The sequence below is a fragment of the Pseudomonas sp. O230 genome (assembly GCF_045447035.1).
Taxonomy (GTDB): Bacteria; Pseudomonadota; Gammaproteobacteria; order Pseudomonadales; family Pseudomonadaceae; genus Aquipseudomonas.
This window is the reverse complement of record NZ_JBJGXN010000004.1, coordinates 319,747-345,567: the sequence shown is the minus strand read 5'-3', so window position 1 is coordinate 345,567 and position 25,821 is coordinate 319,747. Positions and strand designations below refer to the sequence as shown.

Genomic DNA, 25,821 nt, shown 5'->3' with positions numbered 1-25,821 from the left:
GTCTGATAAATGACCATTCAATTTTTGAGCTTTAAACTGGCGCCAATGCGATGACCGACTGAACACTAATTTGCGCACGATCCTTTGTGTGCGGGCTTGCTCGCGAATGCGGACCTGTAGGAGCCGGCAAGCCGGCTCCTACAGGGGATCGTGCTCGCAGACTCAATCCGTATCGACGACCTATGCGACCAACGATTGACTGTCGGCGCGTGTGCCCGCCTGCGAGGCGCGTTATACTGCCGCGCCTTTTTAGCGTCGCGCCAGCATGCCCGGCGTGCCTTGAAAGGTGCTTGCAACCGACCGATGCACCCAAGCTGCAAGCACCTTATTGAATGTTCCCGTCTTTTAGAGGAGCGCGACTCATGACCGTGATCAAGCAAGACGACCTGATTCAGAGCGTTGCTGACGCCCTGCAGTTCATTTCCTATTACCACCCCGTGGATTTCATCCAGGCGATGCACGAAGCCTACCTGCGCGAAGAATCGCCAGCGGCCCGTGACTCGATGGCGCAAATCCTGATCAACTCGCGCATGTGCGCCACCGGCCACCGCCCGATCTGCCAGGACACCGGCATCGTCACCGTGTTCGTCCGTGTCGGCATGGACGTGCGTTGGGATGGCGCCACCATGAGCCTGGACGACATGATCAACCAAGGCGTACGCCAGGCGTACAACCTGCCGGAAAACGTCCTGCGTGCCTCGATCCTCGCCGACCCGGCGGGCGCTCGTAAAAACACCAAGGACAACACACCGGCCGTTATCCATTACTCCATCGTTCCGGGCAACACCGTGGAAGTGGACGTGGCGGCCAAGGGCGGCGGTTCCGAGAACAAGTCGAAAATGGCCATGCTCAACCCGTCCGACTCGATCGTCGACTGGGTGCTGAAAACCGTTCCGACCATGGGCGCCGGCTGGTGCCCACCGGGCATGCTCGGCATCGGCATCGGCGGCACTGCCGAGAAAGCCGCGGTGATGGCCAAAGAAGTGTTGATGGAATCCATCGACATCCACGAGCTGAAGAAGCGCGGCCCGTCCAACCGTATCGAAGAGATGCGCCTGGAGCTGTTCGAGAAGGTCAACCAGTTGGGTATCGGCGCCCAGGGCCTCGGTGGCCTGACCACCGTGCTCGACGTGAAGATCATGGATTACCCGACCCACGCCGCTTCGTTGCCGGTGTGCATGATCCCGAACTGCGCCGCCACCCGTCACGCGCACTTCGTGCTCGACGGTTCCGGCCCGGCCTCCCTGGAAGCGCCACCGCTGGACGCCTACCCGGAAATCGTCTGGGAAGCAGGCCCGTCGGCCCGTCGCGTCAACCTCGACACCCTGACCCCGGAAGACGTGCAGAGCTGGAAGCCGGGCGAAACCGTCCTGCTCAACGGCAAGATGCTCACCGGTCGCGACGCCGCGCACAAGCGCATGGTCGAGATGCTGAACAAGGGTGAAACCCTGCCGGTAGACCTGAAAGGTCGCTTCATCTACTACGTCGGCCCGGTTGATCCGGTGCGCGAAGAAGTGGTTGGCCCGGCTGGCCCGACCACTGCAACGCGGATGGACAAGTTCACCCGCCAGATCCTCGAGCAAACCGGCCTGCTGGGCATGATCGGCAAATCCGAACGCGGCCCGACCGCCATCGAAGCGATCAAGGACCACAAAGCCGTTTACCTGATGGCAGTCGGCGGCGCGGCTTACCTGGTGGCGCAAGCGATCAAGAAATCCCGCGTGGTGGCGTTCGCCGAACTGGGCATGGAAGCGATCTACGAGTTCGACGTGAAAGACATGCCGGTCACCGTTGCCGTTGATAGCAAGGGTGAGTCGGTGCATATCACTGGGCCTGCGATCTGGCAGAAGAAGATCAGTGAGAGTCTGGCGGTGGAAGTGCAGTAAGCGACTAGCTGCTGATGAAAAAAAATCGCGCTGTTTTAGAAAAACAGCGCGATTTAATAAAACCGCTACATCCACTTTCTCCGTTCATACACCTGCGACTGCTCTCAACATCAAAAAACCACTACGACAACTGTCGACAATGCAATATATATTCCGCATCAAAATAAATAAAACGCAACTTCAGATTAAAAGAGCTACTTTGCGAAACACCGAGAACTCTCCATTGAACGTAATGGTTATTCGAAAAATATCGAACCTCACCCAAAGGAGGTTCAAATACCAGATCAGAACCTAAACCATCATCTACTGCTTCTAAAACCACCCCTATTCCTTGTAAAGCCCCATATGTATTGGTTGCCCCCTTGAACTGCAACTCTATGACATTTTTACCCGAATTATCAAATCCAAGATCCATCAGACTCAGATTTATTGACTTCTTGTTAAGAAAGAAGTATTGAATTTCATCCAAGAGGTTTTCCGATAAGTGTCGAGACGAGATACCCATACTCGCCATCTCTACTATGGGTGCTCTATCCCCTCGCACACTAACAGTGACACCATTGAAAGTGCTGACCCCAGTGTTATTTACTTGCCAATTAACAGTTAGATCATCCGGAATCTCAACGGACTCCATTAATGGCGGATTAGACACTATAAATTTGCCATCACTACCCAAGTACGTATTAAGCCCTTGCATCCAAGGCTGAAAAGTCACGGAGATCTGATGCGTTTTTCCATGGAGAAAAACCACTAGAGGCGCTGTAACAACCTTACCATCGACCTCAAGCCTTGTTACTTCATCCGAAACATTTTTAGATAACAACCGACAAACTAAAGGCAAAACTGCATCGATTTCGATAAAGCGTAAGTGCAGCCCGAAAAGCCCGCTTTTGACCTTGCCCGGGCGGACCCCCCACAATAGTTTTCCGTCAGCAGGTATCACTCTCGCATTGGACTCCCCCAAATCTGGAACATAACTCATCCCAAGATCCGGATCACCGTCCACAGCTACTAAAGCGACCTTCATGCCAATCAATGCACTCTCGGGCTTTATCTGCAAGATTAGTTGGTTCGTGGTGTCACGAATAAATTTGGGTTCCGGTTTTTTGAGGTCGAGAGTCACCCAACCGAGCCGGAGAGCCTCTATTTCTTCGGCCGCAATTCTGGATACCACCCTACCCTTGATACCAAATGGTTCCGATACATCAGGGCACACGATCTGTAGCCAGAAAATACCGGTGCTCTCCCCTCCCGTAACCTGCCAACTCAGTTTCAGACTCTCCGGTACTTGAACCAGCGTTTTGAGCGCCGGAGAGTATTTCATTCCAAGAGCCGGTTCACCGACCTCCTCCAACGCCACCCACAATCCACGCATTCCGGGTTCAAAGGTCACCGTCAGCGGGCGAGTGTCTTCGCGGAAAAATATCGCCCCAAGCTCCGAAATAAGCAGGTCGTTGACTTCAACCCGTGCCACTTCGTCCGCCATTGACTCCGAAATCAGGTGTGCGGTTACATCCCAGTCTTTTTTGAGCTTCGAACAGGCGACTTTGAATGTAAACAGGCCACTTGTGTGGTTACCGGGCGACGAGCTGATAGACCATGGCATTTCTTTTGCTTCCATTGTCCGTGCCATGCCTAAATCTGGATCAAAGGAGAGACCCAAAGTTGTCGGATCACCGTTTGAATTCAAGGTAAGCGTAGAGTCCTTGAGCAGCAGGTTTTCATTCAAAAGACTCAACGGATACGACTTCCCACGCGTGAAGACGAGCCCTCGATCAATGACATCTACCACCGGCTCCCCATCTAACTCCAAGACAGCATCGTTGCCCCATGGCGTCAGCGTCAACGCATGGACCGAGACCTCTTTACGGATTTCGCCCTGCTCATATTACAAACTAGGCACTGTGACACTCAGAGCGTGGACGCCCGCGGCGGGTGGAATGAATGTATGCCGCACCCAGCCGTCGGCATCAGGCTCAGCCCACTTGATTTCCCTATCTCCCAACTTCCAAAGGGCCGAAACCCCCGCAGCCCCCTTGGTGTAGTTAGAACTCTCAAGCACCTCGAGCTCAGCCTGTTCGCCATACTCAAGCACCTGAAACTGCTCACCACCGATTACATCATCAAGAACTAGCCGGTGATGCCCCAGTGAGGCATCAACTTTACAGGCCGGCGAGGTGTACTCGATTTGAACCCAAAACTGGAGCGCTTCCACCGGCGCATCAGGACCTTTAGGCGGGCAATTGATCGTCCAGACAGCCCCGCCCTCCTCAAATTCCTGGTTGACCCAGGGACTGTGCTCTTCAGCCTTCAAAGTGAAGGTATGGGAACCACCATGGCAAAGGTACAACGGTGTAGCGGAAAAGCTTGCTTCAGATTTTCGATCAAGTGCCATTGGGGCGTCTCCCGATAGTCGAACATGACTGTAAAGATCCAGTTACTTCACTATCGGTAAAAGTACGATCGGCAGCGACTGTCATACATGACAGTTTTTTAGCTCTTGTAGGAATAAAAAGAACACATTAATTGTTCTTTTCGATATATCAGACAGGAATTAACTATTCGGCACGGTCTTTTTCGTTTTTTAAATCGGGAAGCTGGCTGTTTAATCCCACACACCGAAAGTACTTTTCAACAATGTTGAACACCTGTCAGATATGACAGGTCACAACCCCCAAATCCCCTGATAAGTTGAATGCACTTGTGCGTCCTTGTCAGGTGGAAAATAGAAATGGCCACGGAAGAACAAAAAGGCACTATCAATATTTCAGCCCCCGCCCAACCGAAAATCGGCGGCGCGATTGCCAGTTTTGGCGGCTGGGGTGCGGTCGGTACCACGGGGGCCGCCTCGCTGAGTCTGCCGCTGCCTGTCTCCCAGGCACCCAACCGGGAAATGGTGCCGGCCCTTTCGCTTGGCTACAGCAGCCATGTGGGCAACAGTATTTTCGGTATCGGCTGGCATTTGACCGTGAATGCGATAACGGTGCGCACGAGCAAGGGCGTTCCGCTGTACGACAAGCGGCAGGATCTGATGGTCGGCCCCGACGGCGAAACCTGGATGCCGGAGCTGGACGCCAATGGCGAGATCGTCGACAGACCCGTCACCCTCGGGACCACAAGCTATCGAGCCATTCGCTATCAGCCACGCATCGAGGGCGGTTTTGCCAAAATCGAACGGCTGATCAGTACCGACGATGCGGCAGGTTTCTGGCTGATTCATAGCGCCGATGGCAATCTCCATGTCTATGGCAAGACGCTGGCCTCGCGCCGGGCAGAACCCAGGGACGCCAGCAACCCACAGGAACCCGAACGCGTCGGGGTCTGGCTGCTGGACGAAACCGTCACTCCCCGCGGCGAGCACATCGTCTATGAGTACAAGGCCGAAACGGAAGAGCCGGTCGCGCCGGATTTTCGCGATTACCGTGCCCAGCGGTATCTGCACCGGGTGCTGTATGGCAATGCGGTAGCGCAGGCAGAACTGTATTCGTTGAACGTCGGTGGCTGGAAAGACGTCGTTTTCCACTTTCATCTGCTGTTCGATTACGGCGAACGCAGCCACGACCTGACGCAAATACCGGCCTACGGCCTTGAGTACTTAGAGCAAGGCGATCAGTACGGCGAATGGCTCGAACGCAGCGACCCGTTCTGGAATCACGATTACGGATTCGAACTGGGCACTCGCCGCCTGTGCCGGCAGGTCTTGATGTTCCACCATTTCCCTGACGAACTGGGTGCCTCACCGAAACTGGTTCAACGGCTTTTTCTGCAGCACCACCAAGGCGCCCTGGACTACAATCATCTGACCGCCGCTCATCTTCAGGCTTATAGCAAGCATCACGATATCGAGAGCCGGCCACCGTTCGAATTCAACTACGCGCCCTTCGATCCGGAAAAAGCCGATCAACCTGGCTGGAAAGATTTCCCGCAGATGCCAGGCCTCAACGACGGTCAGCGTTACCAGTTGGTGGATTTGTACGGCAAAGGCATGCCCGGCATTTTATGTCGCTACGACAAGGCCTGGTATTACCGCGAACCGTTGCGCGCGAACTACCCCAGCGATGACGTTCGCTACGGCGACTTGACAGAACTGCCGTACATTCCGCTGGCCGACAGCAGTAAACCGCTGCGTCAGACGCTCACCGACCTGAACGGTGACGGCAAGCTCGAATGGGGCGTGCACGCCCCGAACATGAATGGCTGTTTCACCATGAATCCTGACCGCCAGTGGTCAGGTTTTGTCCCCTATAAAGCCTTCCCGCTGGAGTATTTCCATCCCCAGGCGCAAATGGCCGACCTGGTCGGTGACGGGCGCACTCACGTGGCCCTGATCGGCAGCAACAGCGTGCGGTTGTACACCAATCTGGGCGATGACAAAGGCTTCAGTGCCGGGCGGAATGTGCCCCACGACAATGACGACGACCTGCCACTGCCGAGCAATTCGGAAACTGAAGTGGTGGGTTTCAGTGACGTGCTGGGCAGCGGCAAACAGCACCTGTTCCGTATCCGTCACAACAGCCTGGAGTGCTGGCCCAACCTCGGTCATGGGCGCTTCGGAAAAAGAATCGTGCTCAGCTCACCGACGTTTCCTTACGAGACATTCAATGCCTCGCAAGTGCTCCTCGCGGACCTCGATGGTTCGGGCGCAACGGACCTGATCTATCTGCAATCCGATGGCTTTCTGATCTTCATGAACCACTGCGGAAAGGGCTTCGCCACCGAACCGGTTGAAGTGCCCTGGCCTGAAGGCGTGCGTTATGACCGCTTGTGTCAGGTCACCACGGCGGACCTGCTGGGACTGGGTTGCACCAGCCTGGTCCTGACCGTACCGCACATATCCCCTCGACACTGGCGCTACGATTTCGTCCACGCCAAGCCGTACCTGGTCAACCGCAGCAACAACAACATGGGCGCCCTCAGTTTCATCGACTATCGCAGTTCGGCGCAGGAGTTCCTCGATGAGGAATACGAACACCACCTGATCGACAAAGACGCTGTCGTCGAGTCCGAAGTGCCATTCGCCATGCATCTGGTCAAGCGCCAGGTTCAGGTCGATGAGATCACCGTTAATAAACTGACCCAGCTCATGAGTTACCGCCAGGGTTACTACGACCCCTTCGAACGGGAGTTCCGCGGTTTTGGCCTGTTATTGCAGACCGACACCGAAGCGACCGAGGCCGAGCGCGCAAGCGAGGGGTTCACCGCGCCGATCCTGAGTAAAACCTGGTTTCACGTTGGCAAATCCATTGATCAGCCAGGGGTCGGGTATTACAGCGGCGATGCGCAGGCTGTTGCGCTGCAACCGACCAAACTGGAACGCTTCCACCTACGGGACAGGGCTGGCGAACCGCTTGAGCCTGACGAGGAAACGACCCGCCAGATCGCACGATCGCTCAGCGGCTCGACATTGCGCTCTGAAATATTCGCTTCGGATAATCCCGTGGTGCCCTATGCGGTGACGGAAGCTCGCTTTCTGGTACGCCTGCTGCGGGCAAAAAGCGAGCACTACCCCTATGCCGTACTGCAACCCATGGCGCTGGAATCGATCAGCTATCAGTACGAACCTGAAATGCCCGACGATCCACGCTGCGAGCACACCCTCAATCTGAAATGGGATGAGTTCGGCAGTCTGCTGCACGCCTTCATCGTCTACTACGCACGGCGCAAAACCGATAGCACACCGCCCTTCGACGACGAGCATGAAAACCGATACTGGAAGGACGCCCATGATGATGCGCAACAACGCTGGTATTTGACCGAGTCCAAGGCCGAGCCCATCCATCTGTACGATGACGCGACCTGGAAACCGGGACAGCCTTTTCGACTGGGGTTGCCGTATCGCGAGCGCGGCAATGCGCTGGTGCTGGAAAAGCTGCAGTTGACTGCCAAAGATATCCACCACAAGAACTTTCTGGAGTGGAGCAAGGACGAGGGTGAATGGGCGAAGCAGTCGGTGCTCGCCGGCATGTCGATGCAGTTATACATTGACCCTGACACCCACCAGCCCCTGGAAAAAGGCAAAGCAACTGTTCACGCGCTGCCTGGCTACGTAGAAATCGCCGAACTGGATGCCCACGCCTTGAGCGCTTACGACAAACTCAAAAATGAGCAGGGTCAGATGCCCTTCAATCTCAAGGAGAAGCTTGAATCACCCGAGGTCGGCTATCACATCATGAAGTGGTTCCTGCCCGAGGTGGAACAGACCGAACCTGACGATCCGAGCGAGGCGAAAAACTACCTGTGGTCTGTGCACCGTGGTTTCCCGAAATACCATGACTCCGAGGGTTTCTACAACGTCGAATCCTTCCAGCAGACGCAAAGTCACGGCGTCACCAAAGTCACGTATGACCCCTACTGGTGCCTGCACACGGCAATCGAATTACCGGACGGTTGCATCACTCAGACCATCGCCACTGATTACTGCACGTTTCTACCCGCGGCGATCAGAGACCCCAATCAAAACACTCAGGAAGCCTGCTACAACGCCTTTGGCGAAGTGCTGGTCACCAGTTTTTATGGCACGGAACTGGGCGAGAAAGTCGGCTTTCACTCGCTGCGCAACTACCTGCCACTTGACGACCGCAGCCCGGCCCATGCCATCGAAGCTCCCCGGGAAGCCCTCGGCAATTTCGCCATGGCCATGTTCAGCGATCCTTTCAGTTGGATGGGTCGCATCCCGCAGACCGAACCACCGAGTGCCGAATGGTTGGCCTGGGCCCGATCCGAAGGTTTTGTGCTCCCCAGTGGCCACCTCTGCGACCGCGCCCGCCAGCATGTGCTGGAGCTGGAAGCGCCGAGCGAGCACGAAAACCTGCTTGGGGATTTCGTGAAAACCGTTCGCCGGGAACCGGTGCACGTCGCGACCCTGCAGGCGGACCGTTACCCGGGCGATCCAGAATTGCAGATACGCGTCGCCGTCATCCATCAGGATGGCTTTGGCCGGGTGCTGCAAACCAAGCAGGAAGTCGAGCCCGGCAAGGCCTGGGTGGTGCTGGAAGACGGCACGCTGAAACTCAAGGAAGACGGCACCCCGGAAGAAGCCGAAGCTCCACGGCGCTGGCGGGTCAGCGAACCGGTCGAATACAACAACAAGGGCGAGAAAGTGCGGATTTACCGGCCTTACTTCGCGGATCAGTTTCGACGTATCAACGATGACTCGCTACGCGTGTTCGCCTATCACGACCAGCAGCTCTACGATGCCGCGGGCCGGCCGACCCACACCATCCTGGCGAAAAAAATGCCGCAAGGCGAAAACTCGGAACTCAAACCGCTGCGCCGGGAACAGCGCTATCGCTGCTGGTACGTCATCGCCTTCGATGAAAACGATCTGTTTGATGAGCCACCGGCCAAAAAACGCCGCGATAACAGGACGCTGCATTGAGCACAAACATTCATTCAAACACCCCGCGACCGACGCGTGCCGGTGCGTCAGGTGGTGTACTGCCGGCGGAACATTAACGAGTTCATCGCTGAAGCGCGTGTGGCTGTCCAACGGCACGCCCCCGTCGGACGCTGGGTGGCGCAACGCGATCCGCGTGTTCTGGCGCCTGCAGTGCAACCGAATCTGGCCACTGTTTACAGTCTGTCGGGGACGGTGTTCTGCGTTGACAGTGTGGATGCCGGCCGGCGCCGGGTGGCTCATTGACCTGCAGGCGGCGCAGAAACGACGGGGCGAGCCCGACTTCTACCCATCATCGATGGCTGTGCCTTTGCCAATGAAGTGATCGATGCGTCGGCAGAAACAGGGCTGAGCAAACCGGGAGAACATCGCGCATGCTATGGTGCTCGCCCCTCTTTCCGCCTGTTGCTCACCGCATGCTGCCGACTTCCAGAACCCTGCGCCTGACGCTCTATACTTTCCTGATCCTCGCCGGCGCAGCCCTCGCAGCCACCCTGGCCATGCGCCACACCGAGCGTCAGGCCTTGGTGGAAGACGCTGCCCGCGCCAATCAACAACTGGGGTTGTACGCCACCTCCCTGCACACCCTGATCGAACGTTACCGCGCCCTGCCCGCCGTGCTGGCGCTGGACCCGGAGTTGCGTTCGGCGCTTGACGGGCCGGTGACGCCCCAATTGCAGGACGCGCTGAACCGCAAACTGGAAAAGATCAACGGTGCGGCCAAGTCCTCGACCCTGGAACTGCTCGACCACACCGGCCTCGCCGTGGCGGCGAGCAACTGGCGCTTGCCCAGCAGTTACGTTGGCCACAACTACGGTTTTCGTCCCTACTTCAGCCAGACCCGCACCCAGGGCACCGGGCGTTTTTATGCGGTAGGCGTGACCAGCGGGATTCCCGGTTATTTCCTGTCCAGCGCCGTCAACGATGACGATGGCCGGTTTCTCGGCGCGATGGTGGTGAAACTCGAGTTTCCCGAACTGGAGCGCGAATGGCGGCAGGGCAGCGACACGCTGCTGGTCAGCGATGCACGCGGAATCATCTTCATCGCCAATCAGCCGGGCTGGCGCTATCGCCAGTTGAAACCGCTGAGTGACAGCGATCACGCCGAGCTCAAGGTCACCCGCCAATACGACAAGCAGCCGCTGACGCTGCTGGACTATCAATCGCTACGGCGCTTTGACGACAACAGTGAACTGGCGCGGGTGCAAGGACCGGACGGCCAAGCGGATTACCTGTGGGAATCCCTGCCGCTGAGCACCGAAGGCTGGACGCTGCACTTGCTGCGGCGCCCGCAAGTGGCGTTCGAAGACAGCCGCAACGCCGCGCTCGCCGCTGCCGGGTTGTGGTTGGCGCTGGTGTTTCTGTTGCTGTTCCTCAACCAGCGCTGGCGTCTGGCGAAGCTGCGCCAGCGCAGTCGCGAAGAGCTCGAACAGCTTGTACAAGAGCGTACCCGCGACCTGCGCACAGCGCAGGACGGGCTGGTGCAATCGGCCAAACTGGCCGCCCTCGGCCAGATGTCCGCAGCGCTGGCCCATGAAATCAATCAACCGCTGACCGCGCAGCGCATGCAGTTGGCGACCTTGCGGCTGTTGCTCGATCACGGCCGGGTCGACGACGCCTACAAGGCACTGAAACCGGTGGATGACATGCTGACGCGCATGGCCGCCCTCACCGGCCACCTGAAAACCTTCGCCCGCAAAAGCCCCAGCGGCTTGCGCGAACGCCTGGATCTGGCGTCGGTGGTGGACCAATCGTTGCAACTGCTCGACACGCGTCTGCGCGATGAACAGGTCAGCACCGTGCTGCACCTGACACGCCCGGCGTGGGTGCGGGGCGATGCGATTCGTCTGGAACAGGTGCTGATCAATCTGCTGCGCAATGCCCTGGATGCGATGCAGGACAAACCCTGCAAACGCCTGGAAATCCGCCTCGAAGCCGACGAACAACTGTGGCGCCTGAGCGTCATCGACAACGGTGGCGGCATCGCCGAAGAGAATCTGCCGAAGGTCTTTGATCCGTTTTTCACCACCAAACCGGTGGGCGATGGCCTGGGCATCGGTCTGGCCGTATCCTTTGCCATCGTTCACGAATCGGGCGGCCGCCTGAGTGCCGACAACCACGACAACGGCGCGGTGTTCACCCTCACCCTGCCCATCGATCCGGAGGCGCCCGGCGCATGCTGAATTCAGTGATGGTGGTCGACGACGAAAGCAGCATCCGCAGCGCCGTCGAGCAATGGCTGAGCCTGTCGGGTTTCGAGGTGCAGCTGTTCAGCCGCGCCGATGAATGCCTGGCGCAGTTGCCGAAGCATTTTCCCGGGGTGATCCTCAGCGACGTGCGCATGCCCGGCATGACCGGGCTGGAACTGCTCGCCGAAGTGCAGTGCCGCGATGCCGACTTGCCGGTGATTCTGCTGACCGGGCACGGCGACGTGCCGATGGCGGTCGATGCGATGCGCGATGGCGCCTACGACTTCCTCGAAAAACCCTTCAGCCCGCAAACCCTGCTCGGCAGCCTGCGCCGTGCGCTGGACAAGCGCCGCCTGGTGTTGGAAAACCGCGCGTTGCACGAGCAGGCCGATAACCGCGCCAAACTCGACGCGACGTTGCTCGGCGTGTCCCGTGGCTTGCAGACCCTGCGTCGGCAAGTGATGGATCTGGCGGCGTTGCCGGTCAACGTGTTGATTCGCGGTGAAACCGGCAGCGGCAAGGAGCTGGTCGCCCGTTGCCTGCACGACTTCGGCCCGCGTGCCGACAAGCCGTTTGTCGCGCTCAACTGCGCGGCGATCCCCGAGCAGTTGTTCGAGGCCGAGCTGTTCGGGCACGAGAGCGGCGCGTTCACCGGCGCTCAGGGCAAACGCATCGGCAAGCTCGAATACGCCGACGGCGGCACGCTGTTCCTCGATGAAATCGAAAGCATGCCGCTGGCCCAGCAGGTGAAATTGCTGCGGGTGTTGCAGGAACAGAAGCTGGAGCGTTTGGGTTCCAATCAGAGCATTCGCGTGGATTTGCGGATCATCGCTGCGACCAAACCCGATCTGCTGGACGAGGCGCGGGCCGGGCGGTTTCGCGAGGATCTGGCCTATCGGTTGAACGTCGCCGAGTTGCGCTTGCCGCCGCTGCGCGAACGCCGCGAAGACATTCCGCTGTTGTTCGAGTCATTTGCGCAAAGCGCTGCCGAACGATTGGGGCGCACATTTCCACCACTGAGTGGCCCGCAGTTGAGCCATTTGCTGAGCCATGACTGGCCGGGCAATGTGCGCGAACTGGCGAACGTGGCCGAGCGGCAGGTGTTGGGGCTGGGTGAGCCGGAACCGGTCGAGATCGATCCAGGCCAGTCGCTGGCGGCGCAAGCGGAAGCGTTCGAAGCACATTGCCTTCGCGCGGCGTTGACGCGGCATAAGGGCGATGTGAAAGCGGTGCTTGAAGAGTTGCAACTGCCGCGTCGCACCTTCAATGAAAAGATGCAGCGGCATGGGCTGACGCGGGAGATGTTCCTGCACGGCAGCTGATTTTTTGTTGCCTGATCCAGCCTCATCGCGGGCAAGCCCGCTCCCACAGGAATAGGGGTTGACCACTATTTTGCGGCCAACTGATAACCCTGTGGGAGCGGGCTTGCCCGCGATGGCGTCAGTACAGACACAGTAAATCCAAGCCCGAAATAAGCGACTTTCCGCCCACCAACCCTCCACAATAAGCGGATTTCCGCTCACTCAAGCGTCAACCCCCCTCTAAACCGGCCCTCTCTCGATTGGCACACCTCCTGCTATAGCCCTCGCAGGCTGCGTTTCAACGCGCTCCACAAAAACAATTAAACGAAGGATCCTTCAATGGATAACTCCAACGCCCTGCCCCTTGGATCGGCCGCCGTGCCTGCCAAAGAAAGAACCACCGCCAGTCGCATCAAATCGATCTTCAGCGGTTCGGTCGGCAACATGGTCGAGTGGTACGACTGGTACGTCTACGCCGCCTTCTCGCTGTACTTCGCCAAAGCGTTTTTCCCCAAAGGCGACACCACCGCCCAACTGCTCAACACCGCCGCGATCTTCGCCGTGGGCTTCCTGATGCGCCCGATCGGTGGCTGGCTGATGGGCCTCTATGCCGACAAGGCCGGGCGCAAGAAAGCGCTGATGGCTTCGGTGTACCTGATGTGCTTCGGTTCACTGCTGATCGCCCTGAGCCCCGGTTATGAAACCATTGGCATCGGCGCACCGATCCTGCTGATTTTCGCCCGTCTGCTGCAAGGCCTGTCGGTCGGTGGCGAGTACGGCACCTCGGCCACTTACCTCAGCGAGATGGCGACCAAGGAACGTCGCGGTTTTTACTCCAGCTTCCAGTACGTGACCCTGATCTCCGGCCAGCTCATAGCACTGGCGGTGCTGATCGTATTGCAACAAGTGCTGACCACCGAAGAGCTGTACGCCTGGGGCTGGCGCATCCCGTTCGCCATCGGCGCGCTGTGTGCCGTGGTCGCGCTCTACCTGCGTCGCGGCATGGAAGAAACCGAGTCGTTCACCAAGAAAGAGAAGGCCAAGGAAAGTGCGATGCGCACCTTGCTGCGCCATCCCAAGGAACTGATGACTGTGGTCGGCCTGACCATGGGCGGCACCCTGGCGTTCTACACCTACACCACGTACATGCAGAAATATTTGGTGAACACCGTCGGCATGAGCATCTCCGACTCCACCACCATTTCCGCTGCCACGCTGTTCCTGTTCATGTGCCTGCAACCGATCATCGGCGGGCTGTCGGATAAAGTCGGTCGTCGGCCGATCCTGATTGCCTTCGGTATCCTCGGCACGCTGTTCACCGTGCCGATCCTCACCACCCTGCACACCATTCAATCCTGGTGGGGCGCGTTCTTCCTGATCATGGCAGCGCTGATCATCGTCAGCGGTTACACCTCGATCAACGCGGTGGTCAAAGCCGAGCTGTTCCCGACTGAAATCCGCGCACTGGGCGTTGGCCTGCCATACGCGCTGACCGTGTCGATCTTCGGCGGTACCGCTGAATACATCGCACTGTGGTTCAAGAGCATCGGCATGGAAACCGGTTACTACTGGTATGTCACCGCGTGTATTGCCGTGTCGTTGCTGGTGTACATCACCATGAAAGACACCCGCAAGCATTCGCGGATCGAGACGGACTGACCGTTGCGTTTTTCAGATAAAACGTGGTGAGTTCATCGCTGGCAAGCCAGCGCCTACAGGACGCAGACATTCTGTAGGCGCTGGTTTGCCAGCGAAGGCCGCGACTCGGTATCAACTCAACTCGCCAACCGCCTGCTTCCCGTACTTGTTCTGCGCATACGACGCGCCCGCAATCATCACCAGCAGAATCCCCGCCAACACCAGCGATGAACCAATGGTGCCGAAATCCAGACCGCCTTTTTCATGAGGTTTGGTCAGGAAGTCACCCAACGTCGCGCCAAATGGCCGAGTCAATACAAACGCCACCCAGAACAGCACCACCGACGAAATCTTCGTGAAGTATTTGAGCAACACCACCACCGCAATCGTCGAGCCGATCAGCAACGCGCCCCCGGCAAAGCCCAGGCCCGAATCGTCGGCCAGGTAATCGCCCAGCGCCGTGCCCAAGGTGTTGGAAAACAGAATCGCCATCCAATAGAACATCTCGCCGCGAAAGGACTGGACCTTGGTGACGTTCAGCGAATCGCCGCTCAAGCGCCACGCCGCGAAAATCCCTGCCAGTATCGCAATCAGAATCATCGAGCCGGTGGCATAGCCCAACTCAAGGGTACGGTCCATGAAGTCGGACATGGTGGTGCCCGCCGTGCTGGTCGACAGAATCACGATCCAGTACAGCACCGGTTTGTAGGTCTTGGACATCAACTGCGTAACCAGCGTCAGCACGAACACGCTGATCAGTATCAGCGAGCTGAGGGCGTAACCGACGTTGAGGGTCATCGACAGCAAATCGCCTGCGGTCTCCCCCAGGGTCGTCGCGCAGATTTTCATCACCCAGAACGCCAAGGTGATTTGGGGAAGTTTATTCATCGGGGGTGAACTCCATTGTGCGTGCAAGCCTGTTCTCAGGTTGCGCGCAGACTGGAGGCAAGACGGTGAAAAACAGGTGAGTGCTTTATGAAAAAACTGTCATGAATGCAAATACGCACAGTCGTTTGGCCGGTTCCGACGCTGGAAATAACCCGTCAGTCCTTGCACTATGGCCGTCTTTGCCAAGAACCGAATTCAGGAACCCGAGCCATGGCTGACGACATCCACTTCTACGAACCCGCCAACGGCCACGGCTTGCCCCATGACCCGTTCAACGCCATCGTCGGCCCGCGCCCAATCGGCTGGATTTCTTCGCAGGATGCCGAAGGCCGCTTGAACCTGGCGCCTTACAGCTTCTTCAACGCCTTCAACTACATTCCGCCGATCATCGGGTTCTCCAGCGTCGGACGCAAAGACAGCCTGAACAACATCGAGCAGACCGGCGAATTCGCCTGGAACCTGGCGACCCGGCCGCTGGCCGAGCAGATGAACCAGAGCTGCGCGATGGTCGGGCCTGAGGTCAACGAGTTCGAGTTGTCAGGGCTGACGCCTGTCGCGTCGAAAATCATTCAGGTGCCACGGGTCGCCGAAAGCCCGGTGTCCTTCGAGTGCAAGGTCACGCAGATCATTCAGTTGCAACGCGCCGACGGCAACGTGGTGCCGAGCTGGCTGATTCTCGGCGAAGTGGTCGCCGTGCACATCGCCAAATGGCTGTTGAAGGACGGGGTGTACGACACCGCCGCCGCAGAACCGATTCTGCGCGGTGGCGGGCCAGCGGATTACTTTCAGCTGGGCCCGGAAGCGTTGTTCAAGATGTTCCGCCCGGGGGCGGTCAAGTAATTACCAGATCAGCTCGCCGTCTTCGCCGACGCCCTTGAGGTGCGTCAGTTTCAGGGCGGCAGCCTCGTCCGCGTCTTTGGCGGTCTTGAAGGTCTGGTCTTCCAGCAATTTGTTGAAGCGCGGTGCGCCCGAACCACCGATGGCTTTGGTGGCAATCGCTGCGTAATAACCGCCCTCGCGGGGCACTACGGCGGAGACGGCTTCGAAGGTGTCAAAGGCTTTGCGTGCCATGGTCGCGGATCCTGGCTGAGGGAGAGTTGCGCCATTAAACCCTCAACCCGCGAGTTTGTGTACCCACGACCGGGACTGCCCCAACGCTTGGGCCGCAGACACTTCCTTGAAGGTATGAAAATCCAGGCTGTTGACCACCAGCTCCTGCACCAGCTCGGCGAAAATCTCCATCGCCGGCGTGCTGAAATAGGCGGTCATGGCTTGCTGATGGGTCCAGAAACCGGACACCAGCCACAACTCCGGATCGCACTGTGAATGCTGCAGGGAAAAACTCAGGCAGCCAGGCGCGGTGCGCGACGGTTCGATCAAGGCGCTCAGGCGTGCGCCGAGTTCCGCCGAACGCCCGGCACGGGCCCGAACGAAGGCCATATGACTGACGGGGATCTGCGTAGACATGTTCAACCCTCCCAGGTACTCGAGTGGCAGCCGTGGAACGGGCTGCGACAGGATTCAAGGTTAAGCGCCCGCACGCCGCCCCGTTAGTCGATTCCTGCCGGCTTGTTGCACAATCCTGCGAAGCTGCCTTCAGCACCTGTAACAATGTGTAAAACCTGTCACGGGGCTGAAACACGAGGTTCGAGCAAGTTTTCCCTGCGCTAAACAGACATCGCCACCCACCTCTGCAACCCCGTGCAGAATCAGGCAAGCTTTTCGCAGGATGTGTCTACCGCCCTGACTTGCACAAACTTAAGCTCTGCCCATCACCACTGCTTCGCCGAGGATGCCCTGCATGTCGTCGCTCGATCACTTTCAAGCCCCGCTGGACGCCGACATGGAGAAGCAGCGCGCGGAACTGGCGGCCATCATCCGTCGCAACACGATGGAGGATGGCACTTATGCCACTGCCGTCACCTCGCTGTTCATGGGCAAGCACAGCCAGTCCCATGACTTCGCCCCGGTGCTGGCGCAACCGGCGTTGTGCATCATGGCGCAGGGGCGAAAAGAGGTCAGGCTGGCCGACGAACTCTTCAATTACGATCCGCTGAACTACCTGGTGGTGTCGGTTTCCATGCCCCTGAGTGGGCGGATCGTGAACGTAACGTCTGAGGAACCGATCCTCTCGGTACGGCTGGACATCGATCCGGCGGAAATCACCGCGCTGATTGCCGACGCCGGTCCTTTGGGCGTACCAACCCGGCCGACCGGTCGTGGCTTGTATGTCGAACGGATCGACACCGCGATGCTCGACGCCGTGCTACGCCTGGCGCGTTTGCTGGACGCGCCAAAAGACATCGCGATGCTCGCGCCGCTGATTCGTCGGGAGATTCTCTATCGGTTATTGCGCAGTCAGCAGGGCTATCGGTTATACGAAATTGCCATCGCCAACAGCCAGAGCCATCGCATCAGCCAGGCGATCAAATGGCTCAACGGCAATTACGAGCAGCCGCTGCGCATCGATGATCTGGCCAAGGAAGTGAATTTGAGCGTGTCGACCTTGCACCACCGGTTCAAGGCGATGACGGCGATGAGTCCGTTGCAGTATCAGAAGCAGCTGCGCTTGCAGGAAGCGCGACGGTTGATGCTGGCGGAAGGATTGGAAGCGTCGGCGGCGGGGTATCGCGTCGGGTATGAAAGCCCGTCGCAGTTCAGCCGGGAGTACAGCCGGTTGTTCGGGGCGCCGCCTTTAAGGGATTTGGCGCGGTTGCGGTTGACCGTCTGATCCGGAACCAGCGGTGGCGCTACTGGCCTCATCGCTGGCAAGCCAGCTCCCACAAGGATTGTGGGTGATCACACAATAAGTGAACACCGATGTAACCTGTGGGAGCTGGCTTGCCAGCGATGAGGCCAGGTCAGGCTATAAAAATTCAGGATCAGGCGCCGAGCACCCGACAAGCCTCCCACAAGGATTGCGGGTGATCACTAAATCGTGTGAACACCGATGAACCTGTGGGAGCTGGCCTGCCAGCGATGGGGCCAGTAAGGCCCACATCAATCGGGATCAGGCGCCGAGTACGCGGCAAGCCTCTGCCGGCAAGGTCACCGACACCGGGTTGCCAATGCTCAACCCAAACCCCTGACACGGCGTGCTCAGCGCCGTGAACGACACGCCCGAACACTCCACGGTGGTCTCGATCGTCGCGCCGATATCACGCACGAACGTCACGGTGCCCAGCAAGCGATTCCCCGCCGTTGCCTGCGGGTGCGACAGTTGCAGGTCTTCCGGACGGATCAGCATTTTCACCTTCTCGCCGACCACAATGCTGCTGCAGATCGGCACTTCCAGTGCATCGCCGCCAGGCAGGCCCACTTTGCCGTTGCCCAGTGCCGTGGCCGGGAAGATGTTGCCCGAGCCGATGAAGTCGGCGACGAATTCGTTGGCAGGGTGCCGGTAAATCTCAATCGGCGTGCCCACCTGCTGCACGCGATGCTCACCCAACACCACAACGATATCGGCCATGGTCATCGCTTCACGCTGATCGTGGGTGACCATGATGGTGGTGATGTTCAGGCGTTGTTGCAGTTGACGAATCTCCACCTGCATCGACTCACGCAGCTTGGCGTCCAGCGCCGACAGCGGCTCATCCAGCAGGAGGATTTTCGGGTGGCTGGCAATCGCCCGGGCAATTGCCACACGCTGGCGCTGGCCGCCCGACAGTTTCGCCACCGGGCGATCAATCATTTCCTGCAACTGAATCAGCTCCAGCAGTTCCACCACCCGCGCCTGCTGATCAGCCTTGCTGACCCCGCGCAGTTTCAGCGGATAAGCGATGTTCTCCCCCACGGTCATGTGCGGGAACAGCGCCAGGGATTGAAACACCATGCCGAAATTGCGTTGATGCGCCGGGGTGTGGCCAATGTCTTCACCGTCGAGGCGAATCTCGCCGCCGGTCAGGGTTTCGAGCCCGGCGATCATTCGCAGCAAGGTGGTTTTACCGCAACCCGAAGGTCCGAGGAAACACACCAGTTTGCCTTCCGGCAAATGCAGGTTCACATCCTTTACCGCGCAGGCCGAGCCGTAATGTTTCTCGACGTTTTCCAGAATCAGACCAGACATATGAATCACCTCAAGAATCAGAACGAAACGCCACCTTCACCGACCAGCTTCTCCAACGCCCAGATCAGGACGAAGTCGATCAGCACGATCAGCACGGCAAACGAAAATACGGTGGGGTCGAGCGACGACACGGTGCGGCTGTACATCCAGATCGGCACGGTCATCACGTCGATGGTGTAAAGGAAATAGGTCACGGTGAATTCGTTGAACGAGACGATGAACGCCAGCAGCATTCCCGCGAGAATCCCCGACTTCATCAGCGGCACCACCACATCGATGATCGCCCGCGTTGGCGAAGCACCAAGCATTTGCGCGGCCTCTTCGACTTCGCTGCCGATGGAGAGCATCGCCGCCGTGCAGTTTTTCACCACAAACGGCAGCGCCAGGATCACGTGGGCAATCACCAGCCGCGAGGTGGTCATCTGGAACGGCAGGCTGTCGAACACCAGCAGCAACGCCAGGCCCAACACCACCATCGGGAACACCAGTGGCAGCGACATCAGTTGCAACGCCACCGCTTTGCCGCGGAACTCGCAACGGGTCAGCGCGTACGCCGCCGGCACCGCGATGAGGGTGGCGAAGACCATGGTCAGGCACGCGACCATCAGACTGGTGGTCATGGCTTTGCCGAGGCTCAGCACATCGCTGGAATCCGGCGAGACAAAGGTGTGCCAGGCGGCCTTGTACCATTGCAGGCTGTAGCTGCTCGGCGGGAAGTCGAGGTTCGACGCACCGCTGAACGACATGACGATCATGGTCAGGATCGGCAACACCGCCAGCAGCAGAATGAAGCCTGAGAGGATGCCGGCAAACTTGCCGGTTTCACCGGGCAGCAGCCCATAACGCTTCTTGATCACAGAGCTCATTGCGAAGCCTCCAGCATGCGCCGACGACGGCCGGTGATGTATTCGGACAAGGTCATGATCGCGAGCGTGGTGACAATCAGCACCACACCGGCGGCGGACGCGGCGGGCCAGTTCATCAGCGGGGCGATCTGGTCATGCACCATCACCGCCAGCATCGGCACGCGCCGGCCACCGAGCAACAACGGCACCACGAAGCTGCTGGCGTTGTAAGCGAACACCAGGGTCGCGCCGGTGATGATCCCCGGAAAACTCATCGGCAGAACCACCTGACGGAACACCTGAAAGCGACTGGCGCCCAGCGTGGCGGCGGCCTCTTCGTAAGTGCGGGCGACGCCGCGCATGGCGCTGGCAATCGGCAACACGGCCAATGGGAACGCGGTTTGCACCAGGCCCATCAACACGCCGTTCTGGTTGTACAGCAGCATGATCGGGCGCTTGATCAGGCCCAGGCCCATCAGCGCCTGATTGAGCATCCCGCCCGGGCCGAGAATCACCAGCCAGCCGTAGCTTTGCAGCAGCAGGTTGACCAGCAACGGCAGCAGCACCGCGGCGAGGAAGATTCTGCGCACAAACGGCGAAGTCAGGCGCGACATGGTGTAGGCCACCGGGATCGCCAGCACCACGGCGATCACTGCGCTGATCAGCGCCAGGCGCAAGGTCAGCAGCAAGGATTTGAGGTAATACGGTTCCAGCAACTGGGCGTAGCTGGCCAGGCTGAACCCGGTCCATTCCGCGCCTTTGGTGCCGACGCTCATGCGCAGCACCAGCAGGCTGGCGGCAATCAGCACGCCGAGAAACAGCATCGATGGCGTGAGGAAAAGCCAGGCACGGGTCGTCGGCGAAACACCCCGATTGGCGCGCGTTGCAGCGGCGGCGACCGGATGAGTCAGAGGTTGGTGTTCCATAGCAAGGGTCTCGTCAATGGAAAGCAGCTGACAAACACAAGACTTGAAGCGACAACGTTCTAGTGTGGGAGCGGGCTTGCTCGCGAAGAGGCCGTGTCAGCCGACATCAATGCTGAATGTCACACCGCGTTCGCGAGCAAGCCCGCTCCCACATTTGATTTGTGGTGCTCTTAAGACTTGTGTTCGCCACTCAATCAGGAAGAAAAGATTTCCGTGTAGCGACGAATCCATTGGTCATGCACGGTGGCCAGGAAGGCGTTGTCGTGCATGATCGCCTTCTCGGCAATCTGCTCAGGCGTGAGGATGTAAGGGCTCTTGCGCGCTTCGGCGGAGATGATCGCCTTGGCGTTGACCGGACCGTTGTAGATGTCTTCAGCCATCTTGCCCTGCACCAGCGGGTCCAGAGAGTGGTTGATGAACGCGTAGGTCAGGTCGGTATCGCCCGGACGATTCTTTGGCATGACCGAGAGCATCAGGTCGGTGTAGAAACCTTCTTTCATGCCGAACGTGGCGCCCAGACCGTAGGCCGGATCGCGGATCTGTTTCGGGAAGAAAGCCGGTGCGTACAAACCACCCATGTCCAGGGAACCGGTACGGAACAGCTCGGCGATCTGGTTCGGGTTTTCACCCAGGGTCACTACGCGATCCTTCAACTCGGCGAGCTTCTTGAAGCCTGGTTCGATGTTGTGTTCGTCACCACCGGCCAGTTTGGCGGCGATGATGATCAGGTCCATCGCTTCGGTCCAGTTCGGCGGCGGCAGGAAGATGTTCGGCGCCAACTCGGGATCCCACAGCGAGGCGTAGCTGGTCGGCGCCTCTTTGATGGTGCGGGTGCTGTAAACCAGGCTGTTGCACCAGAGTAGGTAACCGATCCCATGACCATTAGCGCCGGTACGGTATTTCTCCGGAACATCCACCAGGTTGGGAATGCGGTTGAGGTCGGGTTTTTCGAGCAGGTTGGCGGCGGCCAGACCTTCGGCGCCGACGCCGGCCAGGGTGATGATGTCGTATTGCGGACGATCACCGCCGGCTTTCAGTTTGGCGACCATTTCCGAGGTACTGCCGGTGCGGTCAGCGATGACCTTGCAGCCGTACTTGTCTTCGAACGTTGCCGCAATGTTGCGCAGCGCTGCCAGGCCGGTGTCGTCGGACCAGGTCAACAAGCGCAGGGTCTTGCCTTGGAATCGAGTGTCGCTGGCATTGGCCTTGACGAAGGGCAAGCTCATGGCCGCCGCTGCAACCGAGGCCACGCCCACGGTTTTGATGAATTGACGTCTGTTCAGATCGTGCTCGCCCATTACGGACTCCCTTTGTTTTTTTAAGTATGAGGTTGGTCGCAACCGTTGCATCCGCGCGGCCAGGTCTGCGTTAGCCCACGGTTTCAAAGGGCTGAAGCTGAGCCGGCGGTTTCATCCTGAGGTCGTGCAAAACACCTGACTATCGATAAAAATTCATTGAAGCCATGACGCCAGCGCATGCCTCCTTTCAAGGCATGCGCTCACCTTTTTCGTGCCGTCAGACCGCGCGAATCACGTGTTTGATTTCCTGAAAAGCCTGCAAGCCCCACGGCCCCAATTCGCGGCCGATGCTGCTCTGCTTGTAGCCGCCCCAGGCGGTCTGCGGGAAAATCACTTGCGGCGCGTTGATCCACACAAGCCCCGCCTGCAAAGCGTTGGCGACTCGATCCGCCGCCTCGGCATCGCGCGTCACGACACTGGCCACCAAACCGAACTGGCTGTCGTTGGCCAGGGCAATCGCCTCAGCTTCGGAGGTAAAACTGCGCACGCAGATCACCGGGCCGAAAATCTCTTCACACCACAACGCACTGTCGAGGGGCACTTCGGTGAAAATCGTCGGCTGCAAAAAATATCCGCGAGGCAGGTCCGCAGGGCGATTGCCGCCGCAAATCAGCTTGGCGCCGGCACTCAAACCGCGATCGATGTGGCCGAGCACGCGCTGGTATTGCGCCTGGTTGACCAATGCGCCCATTTCCACGTTCGGGTCGAACGGGTCGGCCACGCGGATGGCTTCGGCGCGGGCCTTCAGGCGCAGGAGGAATTCGTCGGCCAGTTCATCGGCGACCAGAACGCGGCTGGTGGCCGAGCACATTTGCCCGGCGTTGAAGAAACCACCGCCACAGGCCACTTCCACGGCCAGTTCGATATCTGCGTCGGCGAGTACCAACAGTGACGACTTGCCGCCCAGCTCCAGGCTCACGCCCTTCACGGTTTCGGCGGCGCGTTGCATCACCTGCACACCGACCGCGTTGCTGCCGGTGAAGGAAATCTTGGCGATGCGCGGGTCTGCCGACATCGGCGCGCCGACCGCCAGACCGGTGCCGCAGACCACGTTGAACACGCCCTTCGGCAAACCAGAGTCAGCGATGATCGCCGCCAGCTCCAGCTCCGGCAGCGGCGTCACTTCAGAGGGCTTGAGCACCACGCAGCAACCGGCGGCCAGGGCCGGCGCAAGTTTCCAGGCAGTGGTGACCATCGGGAAATTCCACGGCACGATCAGGCCGACTACACCCGCAGGCTCGCGGCGCACACGGGCGCTGAAGTCGTCGGTCGGCAGCTCGACGTTGCTGTCTTGCTTGGCATCGAGGCCTTCGGCCAGGCCGGCGTAATACTCGAACGTGGCGATCACGTCATCGACGTCGATGGACGCTTCGAACAGCGGCTTGCCATTGTTGCTCGACTGCAGATGCATCAATTGCTCGCGACCGGCCTGTACGCCGGCGGCGATGTTGCGCAGGATCGCGCCACGCTCTGCGCCAGTGGTTTGCGACCAGGCCTTGAAGGCTTCGGTCGCTGCGTTTGCCGCTTGGTCGACCGCGTTTGCATCGCCGCCATTCACGGTGGTCAGCAGCGCTTCAGTGGCCGGGTTGATCACACGCAGGTGTTCGCTGCCGGCTGACCATTTTCCGTCAATGAACAGACCGTCGAGGGTGGTGGGAAAAGTCATTTCGACACCGCCTTCATCCACTGGGTCTGATCGATTTCAATCAGCGTCGGGCCTTGACGATCGGCGGCGACGCGCAAGGCGCTGCGCAGTTGCTCGACGCCGTTGACCGCTTCGGCCGCACAGCCCAATGCCTTGGCGACACCGATGAAGTCCGGGGTATAGATGTCTACGCCGACCGGTTCGATGGCGCGGTTGACCATGTATTTCTTGATCTCTTCGTAGCCCTGGTTATTCCACAGCAGGACGATCACCGGGGTGCGCGCTTCAACGGCGCTGGCCAGTTCCGGCAGGGTGAATTGCAGACCGCCATCGCCGATCAGGCACACCACCGGAGGACGCTCACCGTTTTCAGCGTTACCGCCGAGCCACGCGCCAATCGCCGCCGGCAAGGCGTAACCGAGGGTGCCGTAGCCGGTGGACGAGTTGAACCAGCGGCGTGGGCGTTCCGGGTTGAAGGTCAGGTTGCCGGTGTACACCGGTTGGGTCGAATCGCCGACGAACACCGCGTCCGGCAATTCCTGCAGGACGGTTTCGAGGAAGCAGGTCTGGGCCAGTGTCGGCGCATCCCAGGTGGCGGCGAGGTCTTCGCGCAGACGTGCGGCACGGACCTGACCCCAATCGTTGCGGCGCTCGGCCAGCGTTTTTTGGGACAGCGCGCTCAGCAAGGCTTGGGCAGCGTTGCGCGAATCGGCCACCAAGGCGACCTTAGGCGGGTAGTTGCGCACGGTCTGGTCAGGGTCGATGTCCACGCGCAGCAGCACGCCGGGAATCTCGAAACCTCCGGCGAAAGTGACGTCGTAGTCGGTCTCGGCCAGTTCGGTGCCGATCGCCAACACAACGTCGGCCTCGGCCACCAGGGCGCGGGTTGCGACCAGGCTTTGGGTCGAACCGATCAACAGCGGATGGCTGGATTCGAGCATGCCTTTGGCATTGATGGTCAGGGCGACCGGCGCGTCGAGCAGTTCGGCCAGCTCAGTCAATTCGGCAGCGGCATCGATGGCACCGCCACCGGCCAGAATCAGCGGACGCTTGGCGCCAGCGAGCAGCTCGGTCATGCGGCTGATCGCGCTTGGCGCAGCACCGGCACGGTCGATGTTGACCGGCAGACTGCTGAGCAGGTCGTCGGCCTCCTCGACCAGCACGTCCAATGGAATTTCGATGTGCACCGGACGCGGGCGACCGGCCTGGAACAGCGCGAAGGCGCGGGCCAATACGCCCGGCAATTCCGACGCCGACATCAGCGTGTGGGAGAACGCTGCCACGCCGCCGACCAAGGCGCTCTGGTTCGGCAGTTCGTGCAGCTTGCCGCGACCGCCGCCCAACTGGCTGCGCGATTGCACGCTGGAGATCACCAGCATCGGAATCGAATCAGCGTAGGCCTGGCCCATCGCGGTGGTGATGTTGGTCATGCCCGGGCCGGTGATGATGAAGCACACACCCGGTTTGCCGCTGGTGCGTGCATAACCGTCAGCCATGAAACCGGCACCCTGTTCGTGACGCGGAGTGACGTGGTTGATGCTCGAACGGGCCAGCCCGCGATACAGCTCCACGGTGTGAACCCCAGGGATGCCGAATACCTGCTCAACCCCGTAATCTTCGAGTAACTTGACCAATACTTCGCCGCACGTCGCCATGTTTTTTGCCCTTTTTGTTCGTTTGAGACGCCGGGCCTGCGCAGTGTTTATGATGAGCGGGCAGGTCCAGGGATGGCCTCATTGGAAC

The 25,821-nt window shown here is 59.3% G+C and carries 18 protein-coding genes; 7 read left to right on the top strand and 11 right to left on the bottom strand.

What is annotated here, in order from left to right; translation table 11 throughout:
* The first annotated feature begins 362 nt into the window (after positions 1 to 362).
* Positions 363 to 1,886, top strand: coding sequence for a fumarate hydratase (locus ACI77H_RS10460; RefSeq protein ID WP_003214142.1), 1,524 nt, complete (start codon positions 363 to 365; stop codon positions 1,884 to 1,886).
* Positions 1,887 to 2,007: 121 nt separating this feature from the next.
* Here ACI77H_RS10460 and ACI77H_RS10455 read toward each other — a convergent pair whose 3' ends face one another.
* Together ACI77H_RS10455 and ACI77H_RS10450 are read right to left on the bottom strand one after the other, a co-directional pair.
* A complete protein-coding gene (locus tag ACI77H_RS10455) occupies positions 2,008 to 3,732 on the bottom strand; it encodes a hypothetical protein (protein WP_407011831.1) in 1,725 nt (574 codons plus the stop codon).
* A gap of 42 nt (positions 3,733 to 3,774) precedes the next feature.
* Positions 3,775 to 4,281: a hypothetical protein gene (locus ACI77H_RS10450; protein WP_407011830.1), complete on the bottom strand. Its 507-nt coding sequence runs from the start codon at positions 4,279 to 4,281 to the stop codon at positions 3,775 to 3,777.
* 336 nt (positions 4,282 to 4,617) lie between these two features.
* On the opposite strand from ACI77H_RS10450, the gene ACI77H_RS10445 reads away from it, so the two are divergent.
* The 4 genes from ACI77H_RS10445 to ACI77H_RS10430 all read left to right on the top strand — a co-directional run bounded on the left by ACI77H_RS10445 (position 4,618) and on the right by ACI77H_RS10430 (position 14,431).
* Complete coding sequence (locus tag ACI77H_RS10445) at positions 4,618 to 9,264, top strand: SpvB/TcaC N-terminal domain-containing protein (protein WP_407011829.1); 4,647 nt, start codon at positions 4,618 to 4,620, stop codon at positions 9,262 to 9,264.
* Positions 9,265 to 9,698: 434 nt separating this feature from the next.
* Positions 9,699 to 11,465: an ATP-binding protein gene (locus ACI77H_RS10440; RefSeq protein WP_407011828.1), complete on the top strand. Its 1,767-nt coding sequence runs from the start codon at positions 9,699 to 9,701 to the stop codon at positions 11,463 to 11,465.
* Complete coding sequence (locus ACI77H_RS10435) at positions 11,459 to 12,793, top strand: sigma-54-dependent transcriptional regulator (protein WP_407011827.1); 1,335 nt, start codon at positions 11,459 to 11,461, stop codon at positions 12,791 to 12,793. Before ACI77H_RS10440 ends, ACI77H_RS10435 begins: the two co-directional genes overlap by 7 nt.
* 318 nt (positions 12,794 to 13,111) lie before the next feature.
* A complete protein-coding gene (locus ACI77H_RS10430) occupies positions 13,112 to 14,431 on the top strand; it encodes an MFS transporter (protein ID WP_407011826.1) in 1,320 nt (439 codons plus the stop codon).
* A gap of 111 nt (positions 14,432 to 14,542) precedes the next feature.
* Here ACI77H_RS10430 and ACI77H_RS10425 read toward each other — a convergent pair whose 3' ends face one another.
* On the bottom strand, positions 14,543 to 15,298 hold the full coding sequence (locus tag ACI77H_RS10425) for a hypothetical protein (RefSeq protein WP_407011825.1): 756 nt from the start codon (positions 15,296 to 15,298) through the stop codon (positions 14,543 to 14,545).
* Positions 15,299 to 15,508: 210 nt separating this feature from the next.
* On the opposite strand from ACI77H_RS10425, the gene ACI77H_RS10420 reads away from it, so the two are divergent.
* Positions 15,509 to 16,138, top strand: coding sequence for a flavin reductase family protein (locus tag ACI77H_RS10420; RefSeq protein ID WP_407011824.1), 630 nt, complete (start codon positions 15,509 to 15,511; stop codon positions 16,136 to 16,138).
* On the opposite strand, the gene ACI77H_RS10415 is transcribed toward ACI77H_RS10420, so the two are convergent.
* Together ACI77H_RS10415 and ACI77H_RS10410 are read right to left on the bottom strand one after the other, a co-directional pair.
* Positions 16,139 to 16,369, bottom strand: coding sequence for a hypothetical protein (locus ACI77H_RS10415; RefSeq protein WP_407011823.1), 231 nt, complete (start codon positions 16,367 to 16,369; stop codon positions 16,139 to 16,141).
* Between the two features lie 42 nt (positions 16,370 to 16,411).
* Entirely contained in the window at positions 16,412 to 16,765 is a 354-nt protein-coding gene (locus tag ACI77H_RS10410; RefSeq protein ID WP_407011822.1) for a putative quinol monooxygenase, read from the bottom strand.
* Between the two features lie 334 nt (positions 16,766 to 17,099).
* Here ACI77H_RS10410 and ACI77H_RS10405 point away from each other — a divergent pair, with 334 nt between their 5' ends.
* Positions 17,100 to 18,029 carry an AraC family transcriptional regulator N-terminal domain-containing protein gene (locus tag ACI77H_RS10405; protein ID WP_407011821.1) on the top strand — a complete coding sequence of 310 codons (930 nt, stop codon included), beginning with the start codon at positions 17,100 to 17,102 and terminating at the stop codon, positions 18,027 to 18,029.
* A 279-nt stretch (positions 18,030 to 18,308) separates the two neighbouring features.
* On the opposite strand, the gene ACI77H_RS10400 is transcribed toward ACI77H_RS10405, so the two are convergent.
* The 6 genes from ACI77H_RS10400 to ACI77H_RS10375 all read right to left on the bottom strand — a co-directional run bounded on the left by ACI77H_RS10400 (position 18,309) and on the right by ACI77H_RS10375 (position 25,733).
* On the bottom strand, positions 18,309 to 19,364 hold the full coding sequence (locus tag ACI77H_RS10400; RefSeq protein ID WP_407011820.1) for an ABC transporter ATP-binding protein: 1,056 nt from the start codon (positions 19,362 to 19,364) through the stop codon (positions 18,309 to 18,311).
* A 17-nt stretch (positions 19,365 to 19,381) separates the two neighbouring features.
* Positions 19,382 to 20,230 (bottom strand): ABC transporter permease, encoded by an 849-nt coding sequence (locus ACI77H_RS10395; RefSeq protein ID WP_407011819.1) that lies wholly within the window; start codon positions 20,228 to 20,230, stop codon positions 19,382 to 19,384.
* Positions 20,227 to 21,135, bottom strand: a complete 909-nt coding sequence (locus ACI77H_RS10390; RefSeq protein ID WP_407011818.1) for an ABC transporter permease — start codon at positions 21,133 to 21,135, stop codon at positions 20,227 to 20,229. Before ACI77H_RS10390 ends, ACI77H_RS10395 begins: the two co-directional genes overlap by 4 nt.
* Before the next feature lie 194 nt (positions 21,136 to 21,329).
* On the bottom strand, positions 21,330 to 22,433 hold the full coding sequence (locus tag ACI77H_RS10385; RefSeq protein ID WP_407011817.1) for an ABC transporter substrate-binding protein: 1,104 nt from the start codon (positions 22,431 to 22,433) through the stop codon (positions 21,330 to 21,332).
* 217 nt (positions 22,434 to 22,650) lie between these two features.
* Positions 22,651 to 24,099 carry an aldehyde dehydrogenase family protein gene (locus tag ACI77H_RS10380; RefSeq protein WP_407011816.1) on the bottom strand — a complete coding sequence of 483 codons (1,449 nt, stop codon included), beginning with the start codon at positions 24,097 to 24,099 and terminating at the stop codon, positions 22,651 to 22,653.
* Positions 24,096 to 25,733, bottom strand: coding sequence for a 5-guanidino-2-oxopentanoate decarboxylase (locus ACI77H_RS10375; RefSeq protein ID WP_407011815.1), 1,638 nt, complete (start codon positions 25,731 to 25,733; stop codon positions 24,096 to 24,098). Before ACI77H_RS10375 ends, ACI77H_RS10380 begins: the two co-directional genes overlap by 4 nt.
* Positions 25,734 to 25,821 lie beyond the last annotated feature (88 nt).